The sequence below is a fragment of the Burkholderia sp. BCC1047 genome, assembly GCF_902833155.1.
Lineage (GTDB): Bacteria > Pseudomonadota > Gammaproteobacteria > Burkholderiales > Burkholderiaceae > Burkholderia > Burkholderia sola.
Genome location: NZ_CADFEH010000042.1, coordinates 35,970 through 56,575 on the forward strand (window position 1 = coordinate 35,970; position 20,606 = coordinate 56,575).

General features: G+C 66.3%; 17 protein-coding genes and 1 pseudogene. 11 read left to right on the plus strand and 7 right to left on the minus strand.

What is annotated here, in order from left to right; translation table 11 throughout:
- The first annotated feature begins 42 nt into the window (after nucleotides 1-42).
- The 4 genes from HWX55_RS31140 (at nucleotide 43) to HWX55_RS31155 (ending at nucleotide 4,329) form a co-directional block, all read left to right on the plus strand.
- The gene (locus HWX55_RS31140) at nucleotides 43-1,329 is read left to right on the plus strand and encodes an MFS transporter (protein ID WP_175978494.1); all 1,287 of its coding nucleotides are present in this window, start codon (nucleotides 43-45) and stop codon (nucleotides 1,327-1,329) included.
- A gap of 90 nt (nucleotides 1,330-1,419) precedes the next feature.
- Entirely contained in the window at nucleotides 1,420-1,893 is a 474-nt protein-coding gene (locus HWX55_RS31145) for a hypothetical protein (protein ID WP_175978495.1), read from the plus strand.
- Nucleotides 1,894-2,194: 301 nt separating this feature from the next.
- Nucleotides 2,195-2,872, plus strand: a complete 678-nt coding sequence (locus tag HWX55_RS31150; protein ID WP_175978496.1) for a heavy metal response regulator transcription factor — start codon at nucleotides 2,195-2,197, stop codon at nucleotides 2,870-2,872.
- Nucleotides 2,869-4,329: a heavy metal sensor histidine kinase gene (locus HWX55_RS31155; protein WP_175978497.1), complete on the plus strand. Its 1,461-nt coding sequence runs from the start codon at nucleotides 2,869-2,871 to the stop codon at nucleotides 4,327-4,329. Before HWX55_RS31150 ends, HWX55_RS31155 begins: the two co-directional genes overlap by 4 nt.
- Here HWX55_RS31155 and HWX55_RS31160 read toward each other — a convergent pair.
- From HWX55_RS31160 to HWX55_RS31180, 5 genes and pseudogenes are all read right to left on the minus strand, one after another.
- The gene (locus HWX55_RS31160) at nucleotides 4,307-4,537 is read right to left on the minus strand and encodes a hypothetical protein (protein ID WP_175978498.1); all 231 of its coding nucleotides are present in this window, start codon (nucleotides 4,535-4,537) and stop codon (nucleotides 4,307-4,309) included. The genes HWX55_RS31155 and HWX55_RS31160 overlap by 23 nt on opposite strands.
- Nucleotides 4,534-6,354: an asparagine synthase (glutamine-hydrolyzing) gene (gene asnB, locus HWX55_RS31165; protein WP_175978499.1), complete on the minus strand. Its 1,821-nt coding sequence runs from the start codon at nucleotides 6,352-6,354 to the stop codon at nucleotides 4,534-4,536. Before asnB ends, HWX55_RS31160 begins: the two co-directional genes overlap by 4 nt.
- A gap of 46 nt (nucleotides 6,355-6,400) precedes the next feature.
- A pseudogene (locus HWX55_RS31170) lies at nucleotides 6,401-6,760 on the minus strand (integrase core domain-containing protein); the annotation flags it as partial.
- A 102-nt stretch (nucleotides 6,761-6,862) separates the two neighbouring features.
- The gene (locus tag HWX55_RS31175; protein WP_175978500.1) at nucleotides 6,863-8,404 is read right to left on the minus strand and encodes an efflux transporter outer membrane subunit; all 1,542 of its coding nucleotides are present in this window, start codon (nucleotides 8,402-8,404) and stop codon (nucleotides 6,863-6,865) included.
- Nucleotides 8,405-8,435: 31 nt separating this feature from the next.
- Nucleotides 8,436-9,854 (minus strand): efflux RND transporter periplasmic adaptor subunit, encoded by a 1,419-nt coding sequence (locus tag HWX55_RS31180; RefSeq protein WP_175978522.1) that lies wholly within the window; start codon nucleotides 9,852-9,854, stop codon nucleotides 8,436-8,438.
- Nucleotides 9,855-9,946: 92 nt separating this feature from the next.
- Between HWX55_RS31180 and HWX55_RS31185 the strand changes: the two genes are divergently transcribed.
- Nucleotides 9,947-10,999, plus strand: coding sequence for an RNA-guided endonuclease TnpB family protein (locus HWX55_RS31185; RefSeq protein ID WP_175978501.1), 1,053 nt, complete (start codon nucleotides 9,947-9,949; stop codon nucleotides 10,997-10,999).
- Between the two features lie 70 nt (nucleotides 11,000-11,069).
- On the opposite strand, the gene HWX55_RS31190 is transcribed toward HWX55_RS31185, so the two are convergent.
- A complete protein-coding gene (locus tag HWX55_RS31190; protein ID WP_175978502.1) occupies nucleotides 11,070-14,309 on the minus strand; it encodes an efflux RND transporter permease subunit in 3,240 nt (1,079 codons plus the stop codon).
- 270 nt (nucleotides 14,310-14,579) lie between these two features.
- Here HWX55_RS31190 and HWX55_RS31195 point away from each other — a divergent pair, with 270 nt between their 5' ends.
- Both HWX55_RS31195 and HWX55_RS31200 read left to right on the plus strand, forming a co-directional pair.
- Nucleotides 14,580-15,077, plus strand: a complete 498-nt coding sequence (locus HWX55_RS31195) for an MEKHLA domain-containing protein (RefSeq protein ID WP_175978503.1) — start codon at nucleotides 14,580-14,582, stop codon at nucleotides 15,075-15,077.
- A gap of 127 nt (nucleotides 15,078-15,204) precedes the next feature.
- A complete protein-coding gene (locus tag HWX55_RS31200) occupies nucleotides 15,205-15,519 on the plus strand; it encodes a DUF4148 domain-containing protein (protein ID WP_175978504.1) in 315 nt (104 codons plus the stop codon).
- A gap of 67 nt (nucleotides 15,520-15,586) precedes the next feature.
- On the opposite strand, the gene ansP is transcribed toward HWX55_RS31200, so the two are convergent.
- On the minus strand, nucleotides 15,587-17,077 hold the full coding sequence (gene ansP, locus HWX55_RS31205; RefSeq protein WP_175978505.1) for an L-asparagine permease: 1,491 nt from the start codon (nucleotides 17,075-17,077) through the stop codon (nucleotides 15,587-15,589).
- A gap of 471 nt (nucleotides 17,078-17,548) precedes the next feature.
- Between ansP and HWX55_RS31210 the strand changes: the two genes are divergently transcribed.
- The 4 genes from HWX55_RS31210 to HWX55_RS31225 all read left to right on the plus strand — a co-directional run bounded on the left by HWX55_RS31210 (nucleotide 17,549) and on the right by HWX55_RS31225 (nucleotide 20,514).
- Nucleotides 17,549-18,355, plus strand: a complete 807-nt coding sequence (locus tag HWX55_RS31210; RefSeq protein ID WP_175978506.1) for a transporter substrate-binding domain-containing protein — start codon at nucleotides 17,549-17,551, stop codon at nucleotides 18,353-18,355.
- Nucleotides 18,356-18,444: 89 nt separating this feature from the next.
- Nucleotides 18,445-19,131, plus strand: a complete 687-nt coding sequence (locus HWX55_RS31215) for an amino acid ABC transporter permease (RefSeq protein ID WP_175978507.1) — start codon at nucleotides 18,445-18,447, stop codon at nucleotides 19,129-19,131.
- Nucleotides 19,128-19,778 (plus strand): amino acid ABC transporter permease, encoded by a 651-nt coding sequence (locus HWX55_RS31220; RefSeq protein WP_050017626.1) that lies wholly within the window; start codon nucleotides 19,128-19,130, stop codon nucleotides 19,776-19,778. The genes HWX55_RS31215 and HWX55_RS31220 overlap by 4 nt, the downstream gene beginning before the upstream one ends.
- Complete coding sequence (locus tag HWX55_RS31225; protein WP_050017625.1) at nucleotides 19,765-20,514, plus strand: amino acid ABC transporter ATP-binding protein; 750 nt, start codon at nucleotides 19,765-19,767, stop codon at nucleotides 20,512-20,514. The genes HWX55_RS31220 and HWX55_RS31225 overlap by 14 nt, the downstream gene beginning before the upstream one ends.
- Nucleotides 20,515-20,606: the final 92 nt, after the last annotated feature.

The window sequence follows — 20,606 nt, forward strand, 5'->3', positions numbered from 1 at the left end:
AGTTTTTAATGCACTTGTTGTCGTAAGTTAACGGAGAATGAGATGCGTACTATGGAAATGGTGGATGCCGCGCCGACGAGAGAACAGGCTCCAAACGTTTTTCGACTGGTGTCCGCCGCAACCGTCGGCAATGCGTTGGAGTGGTTCGACATACTGATTTACGGATTCTTCGCAATCTCGATTTCAAAGGCTTTCTTTCCGGCGTCGAGCAGCGGGGTATCCCTTCTTCTGACCTTCGGAACGTTCGCGATCTCGTATCTGGCCAGGCCGATCGGCGCGCTCGTGCTGGGTTCGTATGCGGATCGTCGCGGTCGCAAGGCATCGATGATGGTGTCGATCGTGACGATGATGGTCGGCACGACGACGATCGCACTGATGCCAAGTTACGAGTCGATCGGCGTGATCGCACCGATTCTGGTCATCTGCGCTCGGCTGCTTCAGGGCTTTTCCGCCGGCGGCGAGTTCGGCAGTACTACTGCGTTTCTGGTGGAACAGTGCCCCGAACGCAAGGGATTGTTCGCCAGCTTTCAGTTCGCGAGTCAGGGGTTGAGCTATATGCTCGCGGCCGGTTTCGGCGTTCTCCTCACCTTGACCCTCGATGGAGACGCCATCGACGCATGGGGTTGGCGCATACCGTTTTTCTTTGGCGTGTTGATCGGCCCCGTCGGCCTGTACTTGCGAAAGCACGTGCACGAGGCCGACGGCGCAACGCGTGAAAGACGCGAATCGTTCCCGGTAAGGGAAGTGTTCGTCAATCAGAAGGCCAGAATGTTGTTGGCGATCGGTACGCTCGTCCTTTCTACCGGCGCCAGCTACGTCATTCTTTATATTCCGACCTACGCGGTACGTGAGCTGCATCTGCCCGCCAGTTTCGGCTTCATTGCAACGATGTTGACCGGCGCGATCCTGACGTTCGTGACGCCGTTCGTCGGCTATCTGTCGGACAGGATCGGCCGCGTCAGGCTGATGATCTGGGCCGGGATGGCATTCATTCTGACCATTTATCCGGTTTTCAAATTGCTTGGCGCGCATCCCGATCTGGGAAGGCTCATTGCGATGATGGCCTGGATCGGCACGCTGAAGGCGGTCTATTTCGGCGCGCTGCCGGCGCTGATGGCGGAAGTATTTCCGGCAGAAACACGAGCGACGGGTATGGCGATCAGCTACAACATCGGCGTCACGCTTTTTGGCGGTTTTGCGCCGCTGATCGTCGCTTCGTTGATCCATCAGACAGGCAATCTGGCATCGCCGGCGTTTTACCTGATGCTGGTCGGCGTGCTGAGTTTGATTGCATTGCGCGGATGTCGATCAATGTTGAATCTCCGATAAGGCAGCGCATCGTGAGAATCCCGCACAGCGGAGCGATGACTTCGCCGGGTGCGGTCCGAGACTGTTTCGACGATATGCGAGGTGATCGGGATGGGTGCAAGGAAACTGGACACGGTATCGTCGGGCGCGTCGATGTGGAACTGGTTGCTACCGCCTTCGGAGAGGGCCCGCGTGTGCGTCGTCATTGATCCAAGCCCCGGCGCGGCCGCGGTTTCGGCGATCGTCGCCAGCTTCACGGCGATGCCGGAAGTCGCGCTTCTCCAGATTGACGATCCCGTCGATGCACACCGCGCATGGAGCGAGTCGCTCATGCCGGGTAACGGTCCCGATTCGGCGAAGGCGAGCGCGGATTGCCGATCGAGTCGATTGCCGCGAGGCGTGCCGTTGCTGGTGTGGTCGACACGCCCGCAAGACCTCGACTGGATCGGCAGCATCGAAGGGAACAGGGTGAGTGTGCTCGTTACTTTCGACGGCGACGACGTCGAAATACAGGTATCTCGTCTTCTCACGCTTGTTCTGAAGGAGCTGAAGCACGCGATCGCCGAGAACATGTTGATCTATTAATACGATCAAAATGGTCTTGCTTCGGCATGCGGCCTTCCGGATTTCATCGAGTCATTTCAATGCCGGAGAACGGGCGCGATGCACCGCCTGCGATAGCCGACCGCACGGCAATGGGTCGAAAAAGTTGTGCGTCAGGAGCGACGGCGCGGGAATCCGCCGCCTGGCGCCGCAATCGCTCGCCAGGCTGACCGTCTGATTACCGTTTTGTCATCTACGCCGTTTGCGCCTGCACCGTGCGAAGCCGTGTCGCCGTTTCCGGGTAACATCGCCGGATGTCCCCACCAAAGCGACGGAGCCGGCCATGCGCATCCTGATAGTCGAAGACGAACCGAAGACGGGCGCGTACCTGAAGAAGGGGCTCGAGGAATCGGGCTTCAGCGTCGATCTGGCGAAGGACGGCGCCGAAGGGCTGATGCTCGCGCAGGAAGAGCGTTACGACGTGATCGTGCTCGACGTGATGCTGCCCGTGCTCGACGGCTGGGGCGTGCTCAAGCGGCTGCGCGAAACGCACACGACGCCGGTGCTGTTCCTGACCGCGCGCGACGACGTGCAGGACCGCGTGCACGGCCTCGAACTCGGCGCCGACGACTATCTCGTTAAGCCGTTCGCGTTCGTCGAACTGCTCGCCCGCATCCGCACGCTCGCGCGTCGCGGGCCGCCGCGCGAGACCGAACACCTGACGGTCGGCGATCTGGAAATCGACGTGGTGCGCCGCCGCGTGAAGCGCGGCGCGACGCGCATCGACCTGACGCCGCGCGAATTCTCGCTGCTGCAGTTGCTCGCGCGCCGGCAGGGCGAGGTGCTGAGCCGCACGCAGATCGCGTCGTACGTGTGGGACATGAATTTCGACAGCGACACCAACGTCGTCGAGGTCGCGATCCGGCGCCTGCGCGCGAAGATCGACGACGCGTTCCCGGTCAAGCTGATCCATACCGTGCGCGGCGTCGGCTACGTGCTCGAACCGAAGGACGAAGCATGACGCGCCCGCGCTCGCTTGCGGCGACGCTCGCGCTTGCGTTCGCCGCGACCACGCTCGCCGCGTTCGCGCTCGTCGGCGCGTATGTGTATGCGGGCCTCGAGCGGCAGGTGAACACGCAGGACGATCTCGACATCGTGCTGGCCGCGCGTCACACGCGCCGGCTCGCGGGCGAGCTCGAGTCGCTCGACGCGGTCCGCACGCACGCGGAGCGGCTCACGAGCCAGGTGCTGGGCAACGAGGCGCTGTCGATGGTCGTCGTCGATGCGCAGGGCGACGTGCTCGCGCGCCACAACGTCCGGCTCGCCGCGCTCGACGACGCACCAGCGGCCGCATCCGTTCCGCTGGCGGACGCGCAGCTGTTCGCGCCGCACGCGGTGCCGGTTCCGTCGAACGACCGGATCACGGCCGACCGGCTCGTCACGTGGACCGCCGGCGGCGGCACGCCGATGCGCGGCGTCCTGATCGAGGCCGCACTCGGCGACCGCACGCCGATCCGCATCGCGATCGCGCGCAACATGCACGACCGGGCCGATCTGCTCGAAGGCTACCGCGACCGGCTCAAGCTGGCCGGCGCGCTCGGCGCGCTGTTCGCGCTGCTGCTCGGCTACTGGCTGATTCGCCAGGCGCTCGCGCCGCTGCGCGAGATCGTCGACGACACCGGCCGGATCACGGTCGACAAGCTCGACACGCGGCTCGACGCGTCGCGCGCGCCGCCCGAGTTGCGCGCGCTCGTCGATGCGCAGAACGCGATGCTCGGCCGCCTGCAGCAGGCGTTCGCGCATCTGTCGCAATTCAGCGCCGATCTCGCGCACGACCTGCGCACGCCGTTGAACAACATGCGCGGCGCCACCGAAGTCGCGCTCGCGCGGCCGCGTTCGGTCGACGAATACCAGACGCTGCTTGAATCGAATCTCGAGGAATACGACCGTCTCGCGCGGATGATCGAGAACGTGCTGTTTCTCGCGCGCGCCGAGCACCCGAGCTTCGTCACGCGGCAGCGCGCATTCGACGTGCGCGAGGAACTCGAGCGCATCGCCGAGTATTTCGAGGGGCTCGCCGACGAAGCGGGCTCGACGCTGCGCGTCGACGGGCACGGGCAACTGACCGCCGACGTCGAGCTGTTTCGTCGCGCGGTCGGCAACCTGCTCGCGAACGCGCTGCGTTACACGCCTGCCGGCGGTGTCATCGCGCTGAGTGTCGACGAAACGCCGGACGCGGTGCGCGTCGTCGTCGCGAATCCGGGCGAGCCGATCGATCCCGCGCTGTTGCCGCGGATCTTCGACCGGTTCGTGCGCGGCGACCCGGCGCGCAGCGGCGGTGCGCCGGGCGGCACGGCCGGGCTCGGCCTCGCGATCGTGCGCTCGGTGATGGAACTCCACGGCGGCACCGCGCAGGTCGAAAGCGACGCGCGCGGCACGCGGTTCGTGCTCACGTTCAACCGGCCGCCGGCAGCGTGACGGCGGGTTCGGGCCGGGCGGCCGCTGTGGGTTCCTTCTTGCTGGTGTTCGATTTCGCGTCTGAGCCTGCGCTCGCCTGCCCGCCGCCCAGCGTCTTTCGCAACCCGACCAGGCCGGGGTGCCTACCGGTTCGCAAGCGCTGGTCGGGTTCGATGCACGGATTGAGACGGTCCTTCTCGGGCACCACGCAAAACGAGGCTCGCTTCATGGCATGCTCACGCCGTGAACCCGCGACCAGTGAGCCAACGAGCACGCCCGAAACATGACGGCGCGCTCTTGCTCATTCAGCGGCGATGGATCGGCGCAGCGGCGCTGCAGCCGCGGTACGTCGAGCAAGCCGGCGATGCGGTCGGCGTCCGTAGCCAGTAGTTCGCGGGTGTGCTGGCGCAATGACTCGCCGTTCCCTTGATCCTTGGGTAAGGCCGACTTCCTGCGCAGGCGCACGGCTTCCGGCAACGCACCGCGCGACGCTTCACGCAACATGGCCTTTTCCACGCCATCTCGTAGCGCCAGCTCGGCCGGAATCGTGGCGGCCAGGTCCAATACTTCGGTATCGCTGAAGGGGACGCGCGCTTCCAGTCCATGCGCCATGCCGTGGATATCGCCGTTATGCAACAGCCGCTGTAACCAACGATGGCGCACCAGCCATTGCGTGGCGCGCACACGCGAGGCGGGCGTATGCCAATCGTGTCCGGCGGCGATCGCCAGTTGGCGATAGACCTCGCCGTAGTGTTGCAACGGTTGCGCCAGCAGGCCGGGCCGTAGATAGGGATCGGCGGTCAAGCGTTGCAGGATATGGGTCGGATCACGGGTGGCGTGCGGGTCGAGCAGGAAGTGATAACCGTAGTGCGTTTCGTCCGCGGCATCGCCCACCAATACCGCCTTGACGCGCGTGCTGGCGGCTCGCGCCAGGTAATGCTGCGCCAACTCCTGTTCCCACGCGGGCAGTGCATCGTTTTGCGTGGCCAGTTGCAGCAGATCCTGGGCGAGTGTCGAGCGCGTCGGTGCGACGTCTTCGCGTGGCAGGCCCAACTCATCCGCGGCCTGTTCGGCGAAAGGTTGATCGTCGGAAGCCACGATCAACGAACGCGCGTAGTCGTAGCGCTGGTGATCTTCAAAGCGAACGGTGAAGCAGGGCGGTGTCGCACCTGCCGCTCGCGCCAGGCCGCCGATCAGCGTGGAGTCGAGGCCGCCGCTGAAAAACAGGCCGACCGGTGTATCGGCGATCAAGCTACGCTGGACGGCTGCGGCGAGGCGCTCGCGCAGCGCGGGAGCGATATCGTCGGCCCGGGTGGCCGGGTTTTCGGCAATCTCCGGCGCCCAGCGCGATAGCTGCAAGCCATCGCGATCCACGCGCAGCAGATGCCCGGGCGGCAGGTACGCCATGCCTTCGAACATGGGTTGCGCGACGCCGCTGAAGAACGGCGCCACCAGGTATTCCAGCACGGCGTCGATATTCGCACGCGGCGCTTGCATCGCGGGCAGCAGTCCTTTGGCCTCCGACGCAAACAGGAATTCCGGCCCCTGTTGCAGGTAAACGAACGGCTTGACGCCCAGCCGGTCGCGCGCGGCAAAGGCGTGTTGACGATGGGTGTCCCACACCAGGAACGCGAACATGCCGTTGAAGCGCCGAAGACACACTTCGCCCCAAACCGCATACGCGGCTAGCACCACCTCGGTGTCGGTGTTCGTACGGAACGACCAGTGCGCGCTCAGTTCGCGGCGAAGCTCAGCGTAGTTGTAGATTTCACCGTTGTAGACCAGCACGTAACGATGGTCGGCACTGCACATCGGCTGCGCGCCATGCTCGGCGTCGAGTAGCGCCAAACGGTCGTGAGCAAGCACGGCGTGTTGGTCATGCCATAAGCCCCGGCCGTCTGGCCCACGATGCCGTTGTCGCTCGCGCATGGCGAGCACCCGCTCGACCTGTGCGGGTGCCTGGCCGTCGTAGCGAATCAGCCCAGCCAAGCCGCACATCAGACGGTCGCGCCCAGTTGAACGGGGGCGAGCAACAGCGTGGTCCATCGCGGTTGCCGTTCGAAGTTTCTGCTGACGGTCACCACAGATACGGCTAATGGGGTTCTGAGACGGAGACGTAGTAACACATCAGGTTGCATCGAATTCCCTCCGGGGCCAAGGTTCGCCTGAACTCGCGTGGAGAGCGATACTTCAACCCGCTACGCGGATGCTTCTGGTTGTAATGCTCGAACGCGATAGCGAGATTGCGCGCTGCGCTCGCGGCGGGTGGCTTGGGCATGAAACCCACGTAATCGCGCTTCGTTGTTTTCACGAAGCGCTCGGCCATACCGTTACTTTGCGGGCGGCACACGGGCGTGGTCAATGGCTTCAGACCGATATCCATGGCAAACCTGCGTGTTTCGTCGGCTGTCTAACCGGAACCGTTGTCGCTCAACCGCTCGATTTCGGCTGGCAACGGCAGAGACGGCCTACGCCGAGGCGGAAAGACAGCATCGCAAGTGCGGCGCGAAAAGATTCTGGCTGGCATAGCGCGTGGCACGCGTTCCTTACCGGTTCAACCGGCCGCCGGCCGCATAACGGCGGGTTCGGGCCGCACGGCCGCCGCGGGTTCCTTCGCGTTGGCTTTCGATTCCGCGCCTGATGCTGCGTTCGCACCCGTCTGCCACCCGCCACCCAGCGCCTTCAGCAACCCGACTTCGGCTTCGATCCGCCGCGCGTCGATCTGATCGGCCGTGCGCCGGTTCGTCAGCGCGATCGTCTGCGCGGTCACCACGTCCAAATAGCTGACCGCACCCGCGTTGAAGCGATTCGTCGTCAGCCGCAGCGACAGGTCGGCCGCGTCGGTCGCGCGCTGCTGGCTGCCGGCTTCGGATGCGAGCGCATCGATCGCGGACAACTGATCCTCGACCTGCTGGAACGCGACGAGCACGGTTTGCCGGTAATCGGCGACCGCGCCGTCGTATTGCGCATGCGCGCCGCGCAGCGACGCGCTGCGGCGGCCGCCGTCGAACAGCGTGCCGGCGAGTTGCGGGCCGAGCGACCAGAACAGGCTCGGCGCCGCGAGCCACGGCGCGAAAAACGAACTCTCGAGGCCGGCGCTCGCCGACAGCACCAGATCGGGAAAGAACGCGGCGCGCGCCTCGCCGATCTGCGCGTTCGCGGCCGCGACACGGCGCTCGGCCGCCGCGATGTCGGGCCGCCGCTCGAGCAGTTGCGACGGCACGCCGGCCGGAATGGCCGGCACGTGGAACGCCTGCACGCGCGGCGGCAGCGCGAACGTCGATGCGCTCTCGCCGACGAGCGTCGCGATCGCGTGCTGCAACTGCGCACGCGACGCGTCGATGTCGGTGTCCTGCGTGCGCGTCGATTCGAGCTGCGTGTCGGCTTGCGCAACCGCCGACGCGTCGATCGCACCGGCCGCGAGCTGCTGCTTGAGCAGCGTCAGCGCGTCCGCGTACGCGTGCACCGTGTCGTCGAGCAACTGCTTCTGCGTGTCGAGCGAGCGCAACGCGAAATAGTCGGTCGCGAGTTCGGCCGTGACCGACAGCTTCACGGCCTGCAGGTCGGCCGCGCTCGCAGCGGCATTCGCCTGCGCGCCGGTCACCGCGTCGCGCACGCGGCCGAATACGTCCGGTTCCCAGCTCGCGGCCACGCCGGCCTGGTAGTCGGGCGTCGTCTTGCCGGCGAGCGACGAACCGAGCCGGTTTTGCGACACGCGCGAGCGGCTTTGCGCGACGCCTGCCGTGATCGTCGGCAGGAAACCGGCGTGCTGATAGTCGACCATCGCGCGTGCCTGCTGCAGGTCGGCGACGGCTTTCTTCACCGTCTGGTTCGATACGTCGACGCGGGCTTCGAGCGCGTTCAGGTCGGCGTCGCCGAACACGGTCCACCACGCGCCGCGTGCGGCAGCGTCCGCGGGCATCGCGACGTGCCAGCCGGCTTGCGCGGCCGGTGCGGCCGGCGCGCCCGCGTAGTGCGCGGGCACCGCGACGGCGGGCGGCGAATAGGGCGGCAGCGTCGAGCAGGCGGTCAATGCGGCGACGGCGCCGAGCGCGACGATGCGGCGAGCGAACGGGAGCGGATGAAGAAGGCGCATGGCAGGCATCTCGTGGGTGGTCGTCGATGGGTTAGCCGTGGGCGGGCGCCGGAGCGGGCGTTGAAGCAGCGCGTGCGACGCCGGCCGCGCGCAGCGGCGGCACGTCGCGCGCACCGGTTGCGGGCGCGGGTTGCGCGGCCTGCGCGGACGAAGCAGCCGAAGCAGCCGAAGCGGCCGAAGCCGCAACCGGCGCCGCATCGTGCGAGGTCGCCACGATCTTCACGGCTTCCCCAGCCGTGATCGCATCGCCGGGGTTATCGATCACGCGATCGGTCGCCGCGAGCCCCGCGACGATCTCCACGCGCGTGCCGAAATCGCGCCCGATCTGCACGGTCTTCAGCGCGGTGCGTCCGTTCGCGCCGACGGTGGCGATCGTCACGCCGTTCGGGCGGAACAGCAGCGCACTGACCGGCAGGTCGAGCGCCGGCGCCGCGCTCGGCAAGACGAGATGCGCCTGCGCATACGCACCGGGCATCAGCGTGCCGTCGCGGTTGTCGACGTCGATCTCGACGCGCAGCGTGCGCGTGACGGGATCGATCGCGCCTGCGCTGCGCGCGACACGCGCGGCAACGCGCCGCCCCGGATACTGCGGCGTCGTCAGGTAGACCGGCGTGCCGGTCGATACGCCGGCCGCGCTGTCCTGCGGCACGTCGACGAACACGCGCAGCGTGTCCGTCTGTTCGAGATGGAACAGTTCGCCCGACAGGCCCGGGCTGCCCGGCGTGCCGCCCGCGGTGACCAGCGTGCCGACGTCGACGTTGCGTGCGGTGATCACGCCGTCGAACGGCGCGGTGACGGACTCGTACGACACGAGTTCGGCAAGGTGCGCGACGTTCGCCTGCGCGGACGCGAGCATCGCGCGCTTCGCGTTCATGTCCGCGACCTTCGTGTCGGTGTCCTGCTGCGACACCGACTGCGTTTTCAGCATGTCCTGCCAGCGCTGCGCGGTCGATTTCGCATAGTCGTAGTTCGCCTGCGCGCTCGCTTCGTCGGCGCGCGCCTGGCGCAGCTGCGCGTCGAGATCGGGCGCCGAGATCTGTGCGAGCGTCTGGCCGGCCTTCACGTGCGTGCCGAGATCGACGCTCCAGTGCGCGATATAGCCGCTCGTGCGCGCATAGATCGATGCGTCCGCATAGGGTGCGACCGAGCCGGGCAACGTCAGCGTCTGGTCGGCCGGCGCCGCGCCGGGCACGACGATGGACACTGGCAGCGCCTGCTGCACGGCCACCTGCGCACGCTGCGCGGCGCGTGCATCGATACGCGGCACGATGCCGAGCGCGAGCAGCGCGGCGGCGAGCGCGACGGCCGCGAGCGGCACGGCGAGCTTGCGGCCGCGGCGGGGCGGAGGCGTATCGAGGGCGGCGCCGCGCGCGGCGGGCGGCGTGGCTGCGGGCGCGGTGACCGCTTCGGCAGCAGGCGGCGGGGCGACGGGTTCGATCGAATCGTTCATCAGAATTTGCTCCGAGAAACCCCGCCATTGATGGCGGGAAGGAAAGGAGTGGGGTTGACAGGCAGCTTCTTCCACGGGTTAGGATCACCTGCATGATTCTTGTCTACCGCTACCGGGTGAAGTCGCTCAACGGACTGCTTAACAAGCAGAGCCGCGCGGTAAACTACGTCTGGAACTTCTGCAACGACACGCAGAAGCACGCGCTCAAGTGGGGTAAGAAGTGGCCAACAGGATTCGACCTGAACGTGCTGACGACCGGCAGCAGCAAGGAACTCGGTATTCACTCCGGCACGGTCAACGCGACGTGCGAGCAATATGCGAAGTCGCGCAGTCAGCACCGTCGGCCCTACCTGCGCTATCGCGGCAGGAAATCGCTCGGCTGGGTGCCGCTGAAGGGGCGTGACCTGAAGCGCGAGGGTGACGCGTTTCGCTTTGCCGGCAACACCTTCCGCGTGTTCAACAGCCGACCGCTTCCCGAAGGCAAGATCAAGGACGGGACCAACTTTGCGCAGGATGCACGCGGCAACTGGTTTCTCAACATCGTGATCGAGATGCCGGATGTGCAGGCCCGCCCGATCCGTTCCGGTGTTGGCATCGATCTCGGCCTGAAAGACTTCGCCACACTTTCGACCGGAGAAAAGCTGCCCAATGACCAGTTCGGTCGACGAGCGGCGGAAAAGCTCGCGAAAGCGCAGCGAGCACGAAAGCACAAGCGGCATATCGCGAAGCTGCACGCCAAGGTGGCAAATGCCCGTGCCGACTTCCAGCACAAGCTCGCGCTCGATCTGGTGCGGCGCTTCGATTACATCGCGGTTGGCAACGTGTCGGCCGCGAAACTTGCCAGAACCAGGATGGCGAAGAGCGTCTACGACGCGTCCTGGTCGTCCTTCCGAAACAAGCTCCGCTACAAAGCGATTGCGCACGGAGCCACGTTCGAGGAAGTCGACGAAAGCGGTTCTACCCAGTCCTGTTCGTCGTGCGGATCGAAAGACAGCACGACGCGGCCGAAAGGTATCGCGGGACTGAGAATAAGAGAGTGGACCTGCAGTGCATGTGGTGTCGAGCATGATCGTGATATCAACGCTGCGCTGAACATTCTCCGATGCGGACGTGCATCGCCAGGTGTGGGAATCCTCCGTCTTTAGGCGGAGGAGGGCGTCAAGATGGGTCCGGGGTCGGGCCAGTCGAAGCATGAGAAAAGGCGGCTGTCCGCGCTCAACGCAGCGCCGGCGTATCGGGCGCATGCTGCGCGCGCCGGGCGGTGGCGGCGTCGCGACGCCGCGCGAGCCACGCATGGACGAAGCCGAACAGCACCGGCACGAACAGCAGCGTCGACACCGTGCCGAACGCGAGGCCGCCGATCACCGCGCGGCCGAGCGGCGCGTTCTGCTCGCCGCCGTCGCCGAGGCCGAGCGCCATCGGCAACATGCCGATCAGCATCGCGAGCGCGGTCATCACGACGGGCCGGAAGCGGCTGAAGCCTGCGTCGAGCGCGGCCTGCCACGGCGATGCGCCGCCCGCGAGCAGTTCGCGCGCCGAATTCACGACGAGGATGCTGTTCGCGGTCGCGATGCCGATGCACAGGATCGTGCCGGTCAGCGCGGGCACCGACAGCGTGGTGCGCGTGACGAACAGCATCCACGCGATGCCGGCGAGCGACGCGGGCAGCCCGCCGACGATCACGAGCGGATCGAGCCACGACTGGAAGTTCACGACCATCAGCAGGTAGACCAGCGAGATCGCGAGCGCGAGGCCGCCGAGCAGGCCCGCGAACGATTCGTGCATCGCCTGCACCTGGCCGCGCAGCACGATCGACGAGCCGGGCGGCAGTTGTGCGCGCGCAGCGTCGACGAGCTTCGTCACGTCGGCCGTGACGCCGCCGAGGTCGCGCCCCTGCACCGACGCGAAGATGTCGAGCACCGGCTGCACGTTGTAGTGCGACACCACGGCCTGCTGCGTCGCGCGCGAGAACGTGCCGAGCGAGCCGAGCAGGTTCTGCGCGGGTGCGCCCGCGGCCGGGCCGCCGGCCGGCGTTTGCGGCGAGCGGGCGGTGCCGGCGGGCAGCGGCACGTTCGCGAGCGACTGCAGCGAATTCACCGTGTATTGCGGCGTCTGAACGAGCACCGGGTAGCTGACGCCGTTGCGCGGATCGAGCCAGAAGTTCGGCGTCGTCTGCGAGCTGCCGGACAGTGCGATCAGCAGGTTCTGCGCGACGTCGCGCTGTTCGAGGCCGGCCTGGATCGCCTTCGTGCGATCGACGTTCACGTTGATCGCCGGTTCGTCGCCGGGCTGCTGGATGCGCGCGTCGACGAGCCCGCGCACGCCGCGCAGCTTCGCGAGCAGCGCGTTCGCGACCGCACGGTTCTGGTCGAGCTTGTTGCCGACGATCTGGATGTCGATCGGCGCGGGCAGCCCGAAATTCAGGATCTGGCTGACGATGTCGGCCGGCAGGAACGCGAACGTCACGCCGGGGAACGACTGCGCGAGCACGTTGCGCAGCTTCGCGACGTACGCGGCGGTCGACGCGTGATTCGGCTTCAGCGTGACGAGCACGTCGGCGTCCTCGGTGCCGATCGGGTCCGACGAGTCGTACGTGAGGTTGATCCCGCTCACCGGCACGCCGATGTTGTCGAGCACGCCGGCGAGTTGGTTCGCCGGAATCACGCCGCGGATCTTTGCTTCGACCTGGTCGGTCAGCCGCGCGGTTTCCTCGATCCGCGTGCCGGTCGGCGCGCGCAGGTGCAGGCGGATCTCGCCGGTGTCGACCGACGGGAAGAAGTCCTGCCCGGCGAACGCATAGAGGCCGGTCGAGGCGACGCAGGCGAGCAGGAACGCGGCCGCGAAGCGGCGGCGTCGCGCAATCGCCGCCGACAGCAGCGCGCGATAGCGCAGCCGCACGGCCTCGAAGCGATGCTCGAACGCGGCCTGGAAACGTGCGATGCGCGCGAATACGCCGCGCGGCGGCCGGCCGCTGCCTTTGGCGCGCATCAGCGCCATCGCGAGCGTCGGCACCAGCGTGCGCGAGAAGAAGTACGACGCGATCATCGCGAAGATCACGGCTTCGGCGAGCGGCACGAACAGATAGCGCGCGACGCCGGTCAGCAGGAACATCGGTACGAATACGATGCAGATCGACAGCGTCGACACGAAGGTCGGCACAGCGATTTCGCCCGCGCCGGTCAGAATGGCCTCCTCGAGCGGCGCGCCGAGCTCGAGATGATGCGTGATGTTCTCGATCGCGACGGTCGCGTCGTCGACGAGGATCCCGACCGCGAGCGCGAGCCCGCCGAGCGTCATGATGTTGATGGTCTGGCCGAGCACGGACAGCGCGAGCAGCGACGTGAGCACCGCGAGCGGGATCGTGATCGCGATGATCAGCGTCGCGCGCCAGCTGCCGAGGAACAGCAGGATCATCAGCGCGGTCAGGCACGCGGCGATCAGCGCCTCGCGCACGACGCCCTGGACCGCTGCCTTCACGAACACGGACTGATCGTCGAGCGGCGAAATGTGCAGCGCCTTCGGCAGCCCGGCCGCGATCTTCGGCAGCATCGTCTTCACCTGGTCGATGATCGTCAGCGTCGACGTGCTGCCGGTCTTCTCGACCGTCAGCAGCGCCGCGCGCTTGCCGTCCGCCCGCACGATGTTGGTCTGCGGCGCGTAGCCGTCGCGAACGTGCGCGACGTCGCGCACATAGACGACATTACCGCCGATCGTCTTCACCGGCAGGTCGTTCAGCGCGGCGACCGTCTGCGTGCTGCCGTTCATCTGCACGTTGTATTCGTGCGTGCCGATCTTCGCGGTGCCGCCCGGCAGAATCAGGTTCTGCGCGTTGATCGCGTTGACGACGTCGATCGGCGCGAGCCCCTTCGCCTGCAGCGCGCGCGTATCGAGATCGACGACGATCTGGCGAATCTTGCCGCCGAACGGCAGCGGCACGGCCGCGCCCTGGACGGTCGCGAGCTGCGTGCGGATGAAGCTGTTGCCGAGGTCGTACAGCTGCTGCTCGGGGAGCGTGTCGCTCGACAGCCCGAGCTGCAGGATCGGCACGGTCGACGCATTGTACGTGATGATGTTCGGCGGCAGCGTGCCGGGCGGCAGGATGCGCAGGATCGACGCGGCGTTGCTCGCGGCTTCCGCGATCGCGCGATTGATGTCGGCGCCCGGATGGAAGAAGATCTTCACGACCGACACGCCGTTCAGCGACTGCGACTCGATGTGCTCGATGTCGTCGACGTCGGAGGTGAGCGCGCGTTCGTAGTTCGACGTGATCCGCTTGGCCATGTCCTCGGCGGAGAAGCCGTTGTACGACCAGACGATGCTGACGACCGGAATGTCGATGCTCGGGAAAATGTCCGTCGGCGTGCGCAGCAGCGCGAGCGGCCCCGCGATGAAGATCAGCAGTGCGAGTACGACGAACGTGTAGGGCCTGCGTAACGCCAGCCGGACGATCCACATGATGGTGCTCCTCGAAGCAGGGCTTGGATGCGCATTCGATGCGACGAGCATGCAGTCTGCCGGCGCGGCGTTGACCCGACCCTGACTCGAAGATTACGAAACCGTTATCTGTGTGGGCGTGACGGCGTCGGCCGTGCGGCGGGGCGCCCAGCGCGATGCGGGTTGGCCGAACCGTCGTCGCCGACGGCGGTGCGCCGCTTCATCCCTATAATGTCCGGCGGCAAAACCTTCGCTCATTCGCGTATCTCGCCGATTTCAGGAGCCAGACCGATGTCGTTGCGCACCGATGCAAACTTCTTCCTCCTTCTTGCCGATTCGTATCGCCGGCTCGTGAACCGTCCGCTGGTGCCCGACGGCATGAGCGTATCCGACGGCGCCGCGTGGCTGTACGGTACGGCGCCGTTCGGCGTGCTTGCGCACGACACGTCGGCCGATCCGGTCTTCGTGTACGGCAATCAGCGCGCGCAGGCGATTTTCGAATACGACTGGGATGAACTGACGGCGTTGCCGTCCCGTCTGTCGGCGGAGCCGATGGAGCGACACGAGCGTCAGGTGTTTCTCGACAAGGTGATGCGCGACGGCTTCGTGTCCGAATACCGCGGCGTGCGGGTGACGAAGTCCGGCAAGCGGTTCTGGATCGAGCGCGCGACCGTGTGGCAGCTCATGGACGCGGACGGAATCGTGCACGGGCAGGCCGCGATGATTCCGGAAGTACGACCGCTCGACGCGCCCACGACGGGCGCCAGCGATCAGATAACAAAACCGTAATCGAAGCCTCACCTTCAGGAAAGCGCGCGAATCGCAGAATGCACCCAACTCTTCATCGCATCGATGGGGAGCGGAGGTCCGGCCTGATCTGCGGACGCGAACACGCCATCTTTGAGAGGTGAACATCATGAACAACCTGATTCGTGCAGTCCTGCTTTCCTGTGCGCTGAGCGCACCGATCGTCGCATTTGCGCAAACCACCGACCATGCGGTCACGCGGGCCGACGTGCGCGCCGATCTCGTCCGCGTCGAAAAGGCCGGGTATCGTCCGGTCGGCAGCGATCCGTACTATCCCGACGACATCCAGGCCGCGGAAGCGAAGGTCGCGGCACAGCAAGCGCAATCGGCCGCCGCACAGCCGAGCGTCGCGGCCAAGACCGCCGCGCCGTCGTTCGCATCGCTCGCGTCGCTCGACGAGCAGTCGTTGTACGAGCATCACTGAATGCGGCCGTCGACCGCCGTCGCTGGCCCGACGGCGGATCGTTCGACGGCGCGCATGCCGCCGCGAGTCAGTTCTCGCCGTTCTCGAGCACGTTCTGCGTGAGCGCGATCGACGGAATCGTCGGCTTGAGCAATGCACGGCGCGCGCGACGGCTCAGCCACTTCCAGCCGGCCACGAGCAGCAGCGCGACCAGCGGGATCGACGCGATCGTCCACGTCCCGTTCGGGTAGTCGAACGCCATCAACACCAGCACGCCGAGCAGGAACAGCAGCGTGAGCCACGACGTCACGGGCGCGCCCGGCATCCTGAACGCCACGTCTTCCACGTCGCCGCGCCTGACCGCGGCGCGGAACTTCATCTGGCACACGACGATGAAGCCCCATGTGCTGATGATGCCGAGCGACGCGATGTTCAGCACGATCTCGAACACGCTCGACGGCACCAGATAGTTGAGCAGCACGCCGACCACATAGATCGCGACCGTCACCAGAATGCCCGCGTACGGGACGGATTGCGAACTCATCCGCGCGAGGAACGCGGGGGCCGAGCCGCCCATCGACAGCGAACGCAACACGCGCCCGGTCGAATACAGGCCGGAGTTCAGGCTCGACAGCGCGGCCGTGAGCACCACCAGGTTCATCACCGAGCCGATACCCGGCACGCCGAGCGCGCCGAAGAACGTGACGAACGGGCTCTGGCCCGCCTTGTACGCACTCCACGGCAGCAGGCAGACCAGCAGGACGACCGACGCGACGTAGAAAATCGCGATGCGCCAGATCACGTTGTTGATCGCGCGCGGCAGCACCTTGCGCGCGTCCTTGCATTCGCCGGCGGCCGTGCCGACCAGTTCGACGCCCGCGAACGCGAACACCACGCCCTGCACCAGCACCAGCGCCGGCATCAGTCCGTGCGGAAAGAACCCGCCGTTGTCGGTGATCAGGTGCATGCCGGTGCCATGGCCGGCCACCGGCATGCCCGTGCCGAGGATCGCCGCACCGATCACGAGAAACAGCACGATCGCGGCGACCTTGATCAGCGCGAACCAGAACTCCATCTCGGCGAACCATTTCACGCCGATCAGGTTCATCGTCGCGACGATGCATAGCGCGACGAGCGCGAAGATCCACTGCGGCACGGCCGCGAACGGCGCCCAGTAATGCATGTAGAGCGCGACGGCGGTGATGTCGACGATGCCGGTCATCGCCCAGTTCAGGAAGTACATCCAGCCGGCGACGAACGATGCCTTCTCGCCGAGGAATTCGCGTGCGTACGACACGAAGCTGCCGCTGCTGGGGCGATGCATCACCAGCTCCCCGAGCGCGCGCAGGATCAGAAACGAAAACGCGCCGCACACCAGGTAGACGATCGCGAGCGCCGGGCCGGCGGCCTGCAGCCGCGCGCCGGCGCCGAGAAACAGCCCGGTGCCGATCGCCCCGCCGATTGCAATCATCTGCACCTGTCGATTGCCGAGGGTCTTGTGATAGCCGGCTTCGTGCGATTCGAGCCAGCTGCGTTTGTCGGTTTCGCCGGTTGTCGACGGGTCGGGAATCGATGCCATGACGGTATCCTCGCGCACGGATGGGATGGGACTCGCCCCGATCGCGGGACGATCGGGACCACCGGTACCGGAGGAGCAGCGCGCGCAATCGAGCGCGCCCGTCCTGATTGCGATTCGTCGGACGTGACGAAAGGCCCGGTACGTCGCGAACGTATTCAGCCGTAATTCCCGTCACAAACGGAATGCAAATTTGGACTGGGGCTGTTCGAATCCGTGCATAGGGCACCGGCGCCGGGTGAACCGGATAGGTAATTTGGTGCGCCGGCGCGCGCTGCGGGGGCAAGCGTTACCGACGGCACCGGTTCGTGCACCGAAATGAGGAATCCGGTTCGCCGAGAGGTTCGCCGAAATTTCCGCCTCATGCCGGTGCGGCAAGCGTTTCACGCCGGTGGCCCGGTTTTTGCTGGAGTGGTGTCGGCCGCGCAATCGTTGCGCGCTGCCCGACGACATACCAGACAAGGAAGATTCACCGTGAGCCCGACGACCCGACCGTTCCCCCGACGCACCTGGCTGGCTGCGCTGCTCGCCGCCCCCGTGATCGCGCTGTTCGCCGCCGCGCCGGCCCACGCCGATGCGCTCGACACCATCGCGAAGAACGGCACGCTGCGCGTCGCGGTGCCCGAGGACTATCCGCCGTTCGGTTCGGTCGGCACGGACATGCAGCCGCAGGGCTACGACATCGACATGGCCGGACTCCTTGCCAAGGCGCTCGGCGTCAAGCTGAAACTGGTGCCCGTCAACAGTGCGAACCGGATTCCGTACTTGACGACGAACAAGGTCGACATGGTGATCTCGTCGCTCGGCAAGACCCCGGAGCGCGAGAAGGTCATCGACTTCTCGAGCGCGTACGCGCCGTATTTCCAGGGCGTGTTCGGGCCGTCCGATGTGAAGGTGAGCGCGCCCGGCGACCTCACCGGCAAGACGGTCGGCGCGACGCGCGGCGCGCTCGAGGAGATCGCGCTGTCGCAGCTCGCGCCGAACGCGACGATCAAGCGCTTCGAGGACAACAACGCGACGATCCAGGCTTTCCTGTCGGGACAGGTCCAACTGATCGCGGCCGGCAACATCGTCGCGGCGGCGATTCTCGCGAAGAATCCGCCGCGCCGCCCCGAAGTCAAGTTCGTGATCAAGAATTCGCCGTGCTTCGTCGGCGTCAACAAGAACGAACCGCGCCTGCTCGCGAAGATCGACGATGCGATCGCGCATGCGAAGCAGGACGGCTCGCTGGGCGAAATGTCGCGCAAGTGGCTCGGCCAGCCGTTGCCGGCCGGACTGTGACGCATCGCCGTGTCGCGTGACACGTCGCCGCGGCCGGGATGCCCGGCGCGGCGCGTGTCGTTGTCCGAACCCGAATCTATCCCGTTCCCATGAGCTACCAGCTTCAATTCGGCGAGCTTGCCGAATACGCCGGCGTGTTCGCGAGCGGCGCGGCGATCACGCTCGCGCTGACCGCGGTCGCGACCGTGCTCGGCGTGGCCGTCGGCGTGCTCGGCGCGGCCGCGTACAGCGCCGACGCGCGCGCGGCCGTGAAACTTCGCCCGCTGATCGGCGCGTACGTCGAGGCGATTCGCAATACGCCGTTCGTCGTCCAGCTGTTCTTCATCTTCTTCGGCTTGCCGGCGCTCGGCGTGCACATCGACGAATACACGGCCGCGATCCTCGCGATGACGCTCAATCTCGGCGCGTACTCGGTCGAGATCGTGCGCGCGGGTGTGGCCGCCGTGCCGAAAGGGCATCTGGAGGCGGCGTCCGCGCTCGCGATGTCGCGCGCACAGATGCTGCGCCACGTCGTGCTGCCGCAGGCGCTCGCCAAGGTGTTTCCCGCGCTGTCGAGCCAGATCGTGATCACGATGCTCGGCTCGGCGGTCGTGTCGCAGATCTCGGTGGCCGATCTGACCTATGCGGCCAGCTACATCCAGTCGCGCAACTTCCGCGCATTCGAGACGTACTTCGTGATCACGCTCGCGTATCTGGCGATGGCGCTGCTGATGCGCGCGACGCTCGGCGCGATGGGCCGCCGCCTGTTCTCCCGCCGCGTGCGAGGTGCGCGATGACCGATTTCACGTTCGGGCAGATGCTCGCGAACCTGCTGCTGGCGGCGCGCTGGACGATCGTGCTGTCGATCGTGTCGTTCGTGTCCGGCGGCCTCGTCGGCCTCGGGCTGCTCGTGATGCGCGTGTCGAATTCGACGGTGCTGCGCGGCGTCGCGAAGCTCTATATCGAAGTGTTCCAGGGCACGCCGTTGCTGATGCAACTGTTCATCGTGTTCTTCGGCTTGCCGCTCGTCGGGCTCGACGTTTCGCCGTGGGTCGCGGCCACCGCGGGGCTCACGTTCTTCACCAGCGCGTATCTCGCCGAGATCTGGCGCGGCTGCGTCGAGGCGGTGCCGAAAGGGCAGTGGGAGGCGTCGGCCAGCCTGGCGATGAGTTATGTCGAGCAGTTGCGTCACGTGATCCTGCCGCAGGCCGCGCGCATCGCGATCGCGCCGACGGTCGGCTTCGGCGTGCAGGCGGTGAAGGATACGGCGCTCGTGTCGATCATCGGCTTCACCGAGCTGACGAAGGTCGGCATCGCGATCTCGAACGCGACGTTCCGGCCGTTCGTCGTGTATGGCCTCGTCGCGCTGATCTATTTCGCGCTCTGCTATCCGCTTACCCGTTATGCGCGCACGTTGCAAAGGAGATGGCATGCCGCTCGTTGAAACCCGGGGTCTCGAAAAGAACTTCGGCACCCATCATGTGCTCAAGGGCATCGATCTGTCCGTCGAGCGCGGGCAGGTCGTGTCGATCATCGGCCGCAGCGGCTCGGGCAAGAGCACGCTGCTGCGCACGCTCAACGGGCTCGAGAGCATCGACGCGGGCACGATCTCGGTCGACGGCGAACGCGTCGATGCACGGCATGCGGATTTACGTGCGCTGCGACTGAAGGTCGGCATGGTGTTCCAGCAATACAACCTGTTTCCGCATCTGAGCGCCGGACAGAACGTGATGCTCGCGCAGTCGGTGGTGAAGAAGTCGCACCGCCAGCAGGCGCGCGCGATCGCGGAACTGATGCTTGAACGCGTCGGCCTCGGCGACAAGTTCGACGCGTTTCCGGAACAGCTGTCGGGCGGCCAGCAGCAGCGCGTCGCGATCGCGCGTGCGCTCGCGATGAAGCCGAGTGTCTTGCTGTGCGACGAGATCACGTCCGCGCTCGATCCCGAGCTCGTCGGCGAGGTGCTGGGCGTCGTCGAGCAACTCGCGCGCGAGGACATGACGCTGATCATGGTCACGCACGAGATGAACTTCGCGCGGGCGGTGAGCGACCGGATCGTGTTCATGCACCAGGGACGCGTGTGGGAGAGCGGGACGGCCGAGGAAATCTTCGAGCGGCCGCAGACGGTGGAGTTGACGCGGTTTCTGAGCAGCGTGCGGAATCCGGAAACCGCGGCGCGTTGACCGACACGGCCGTGCGGCCGGGCCGCGACCAGATGACAAGACCGTAATCGAAGCCTCACCTTCCGGACAGCGCGCGAATCGCAGAATGGACA

What these genes read in the sequence shown, in the direction of transcription:
- HWX55_RS31140 (WP_175978494.1), top strand. Translation starts at nt 43, where the DNA reads ATGCGTACTATGGAAATGGTGGATGCCGCGCCGACGAGAGAACAGGCT.
- HWX55_RS31145 (WP_175978495.1), top strand. Translation starts at nt 1,420, where the DNA reads ATGGGTGCAAGGAAACTGGACACGGTATCGTCGGGCGCGTCGATGTGG.
- HWX55_RS31150 (WP_175978496.1), top strand. Translation starts at nt 2,195, where the DNA reads ATGCGCATCCTGATAGTCGAAGACGAACCGAAGACGGGCGCGTACCTG.
- HWX55_RS31155 (WP_175978497.1), top strand. Translation starts at nt 2,869, where the DNA reads ATGACGCGCCCGCGCTCGCTTGCGGCGACGCTCGCGCTTGCGTTCGCC.
- HWX55_RS31160 (WP_175978498.1), bottom strand. Translation starts at nt 4,537, where the DNA reads ATGAAGCGAGCCTCGTTTTGCGTGGTGCCCGAGAAGGACCGTCTCAAT.
- asnB (WP_175978499.1), bottom strand. Translation starts at nt 6,354, where the DNA reads ATGGACCACGCTGTTGCTCGCCCCCGTTCAACTGGGCGCGACCGTCTG.
- HWX55_RS31175 (WP_175978500.1), bottom strand. Translation starts at nt 8,404, where the DNA reads ATGCGCCTTCTTCATCCGCTCCCGTTCGCTCGCCGCATCGTCGCGCTC.
- HWX55_RS31180 (WP_175978522.1), bottom strand. Translation starts at nt 9,854, where the DNA reads ATGAACGATTCGATCGAACCCGTCGCCCCGCCGCCTGCTGCCGAAGCG.
- HWX55_RS31185 (WP_175978501.1), top strand. Translation starts at nt 9,947, where the DNA reads ATGATTCTTGTCTACCGCTACCGGGTGAAGTCGCTCAACGGACTGCTT.
- HWX55_RS31190 (WP_175978502.1), bottom strand. Translation starts at nt 14,309, where the DNA reads ATGTGGATCGTCCGGCTGGCGTTACGCAGGCCCTACACGTTCGTCGTA.
- HWX55_RS31195 (WP_175978503.1), top strand. Translation starts at nt 14,580, where the DNA reads ATGTCGTTGCGCACCGATGCAAACTTCTTCCTCCTTCTTGCCGATTCG.
- HWX55_RS31200 (WP_175978504.1), top strand. Translation starts at nt 15,205, where the DNA reads ATGAACAACCTGATTCGTGCAGTCCTGCTTTCCTGTGCGCTGAGCGCA.
- ansP (WP_175978505.1), bottom strand. Translation starts at nt 17,077, where the DNA reads ATGGCATCGATTCCCGACCCGTCGACAACCGGCGAAACCGACAAACGC.
- HWX55_RS31215 (WP_175978507.1), top strand. Translation starts at nt 18,445, where the DNA reads ATGAGCTACCAGCTTCAATTCGGCGAGCTTGCCGAATACGCCGGCGTG.
- HWX55_RS31220 (WP_050017626.1), top strand. Translation starts at nt 19,128, where the DNA reads ATGACCGATTTCACGTTCGGGCAGATGCTCGCGAACCTGCTGCTGGCG.
- HWX55_RS31225 (WP_050017625.1), top strand. Translation starts at nt 19,765, where the DNA reads ATGCCGCTCGTTGAAACCCGGGGTCTCGAAAAGAACTTCGGCACCCAT.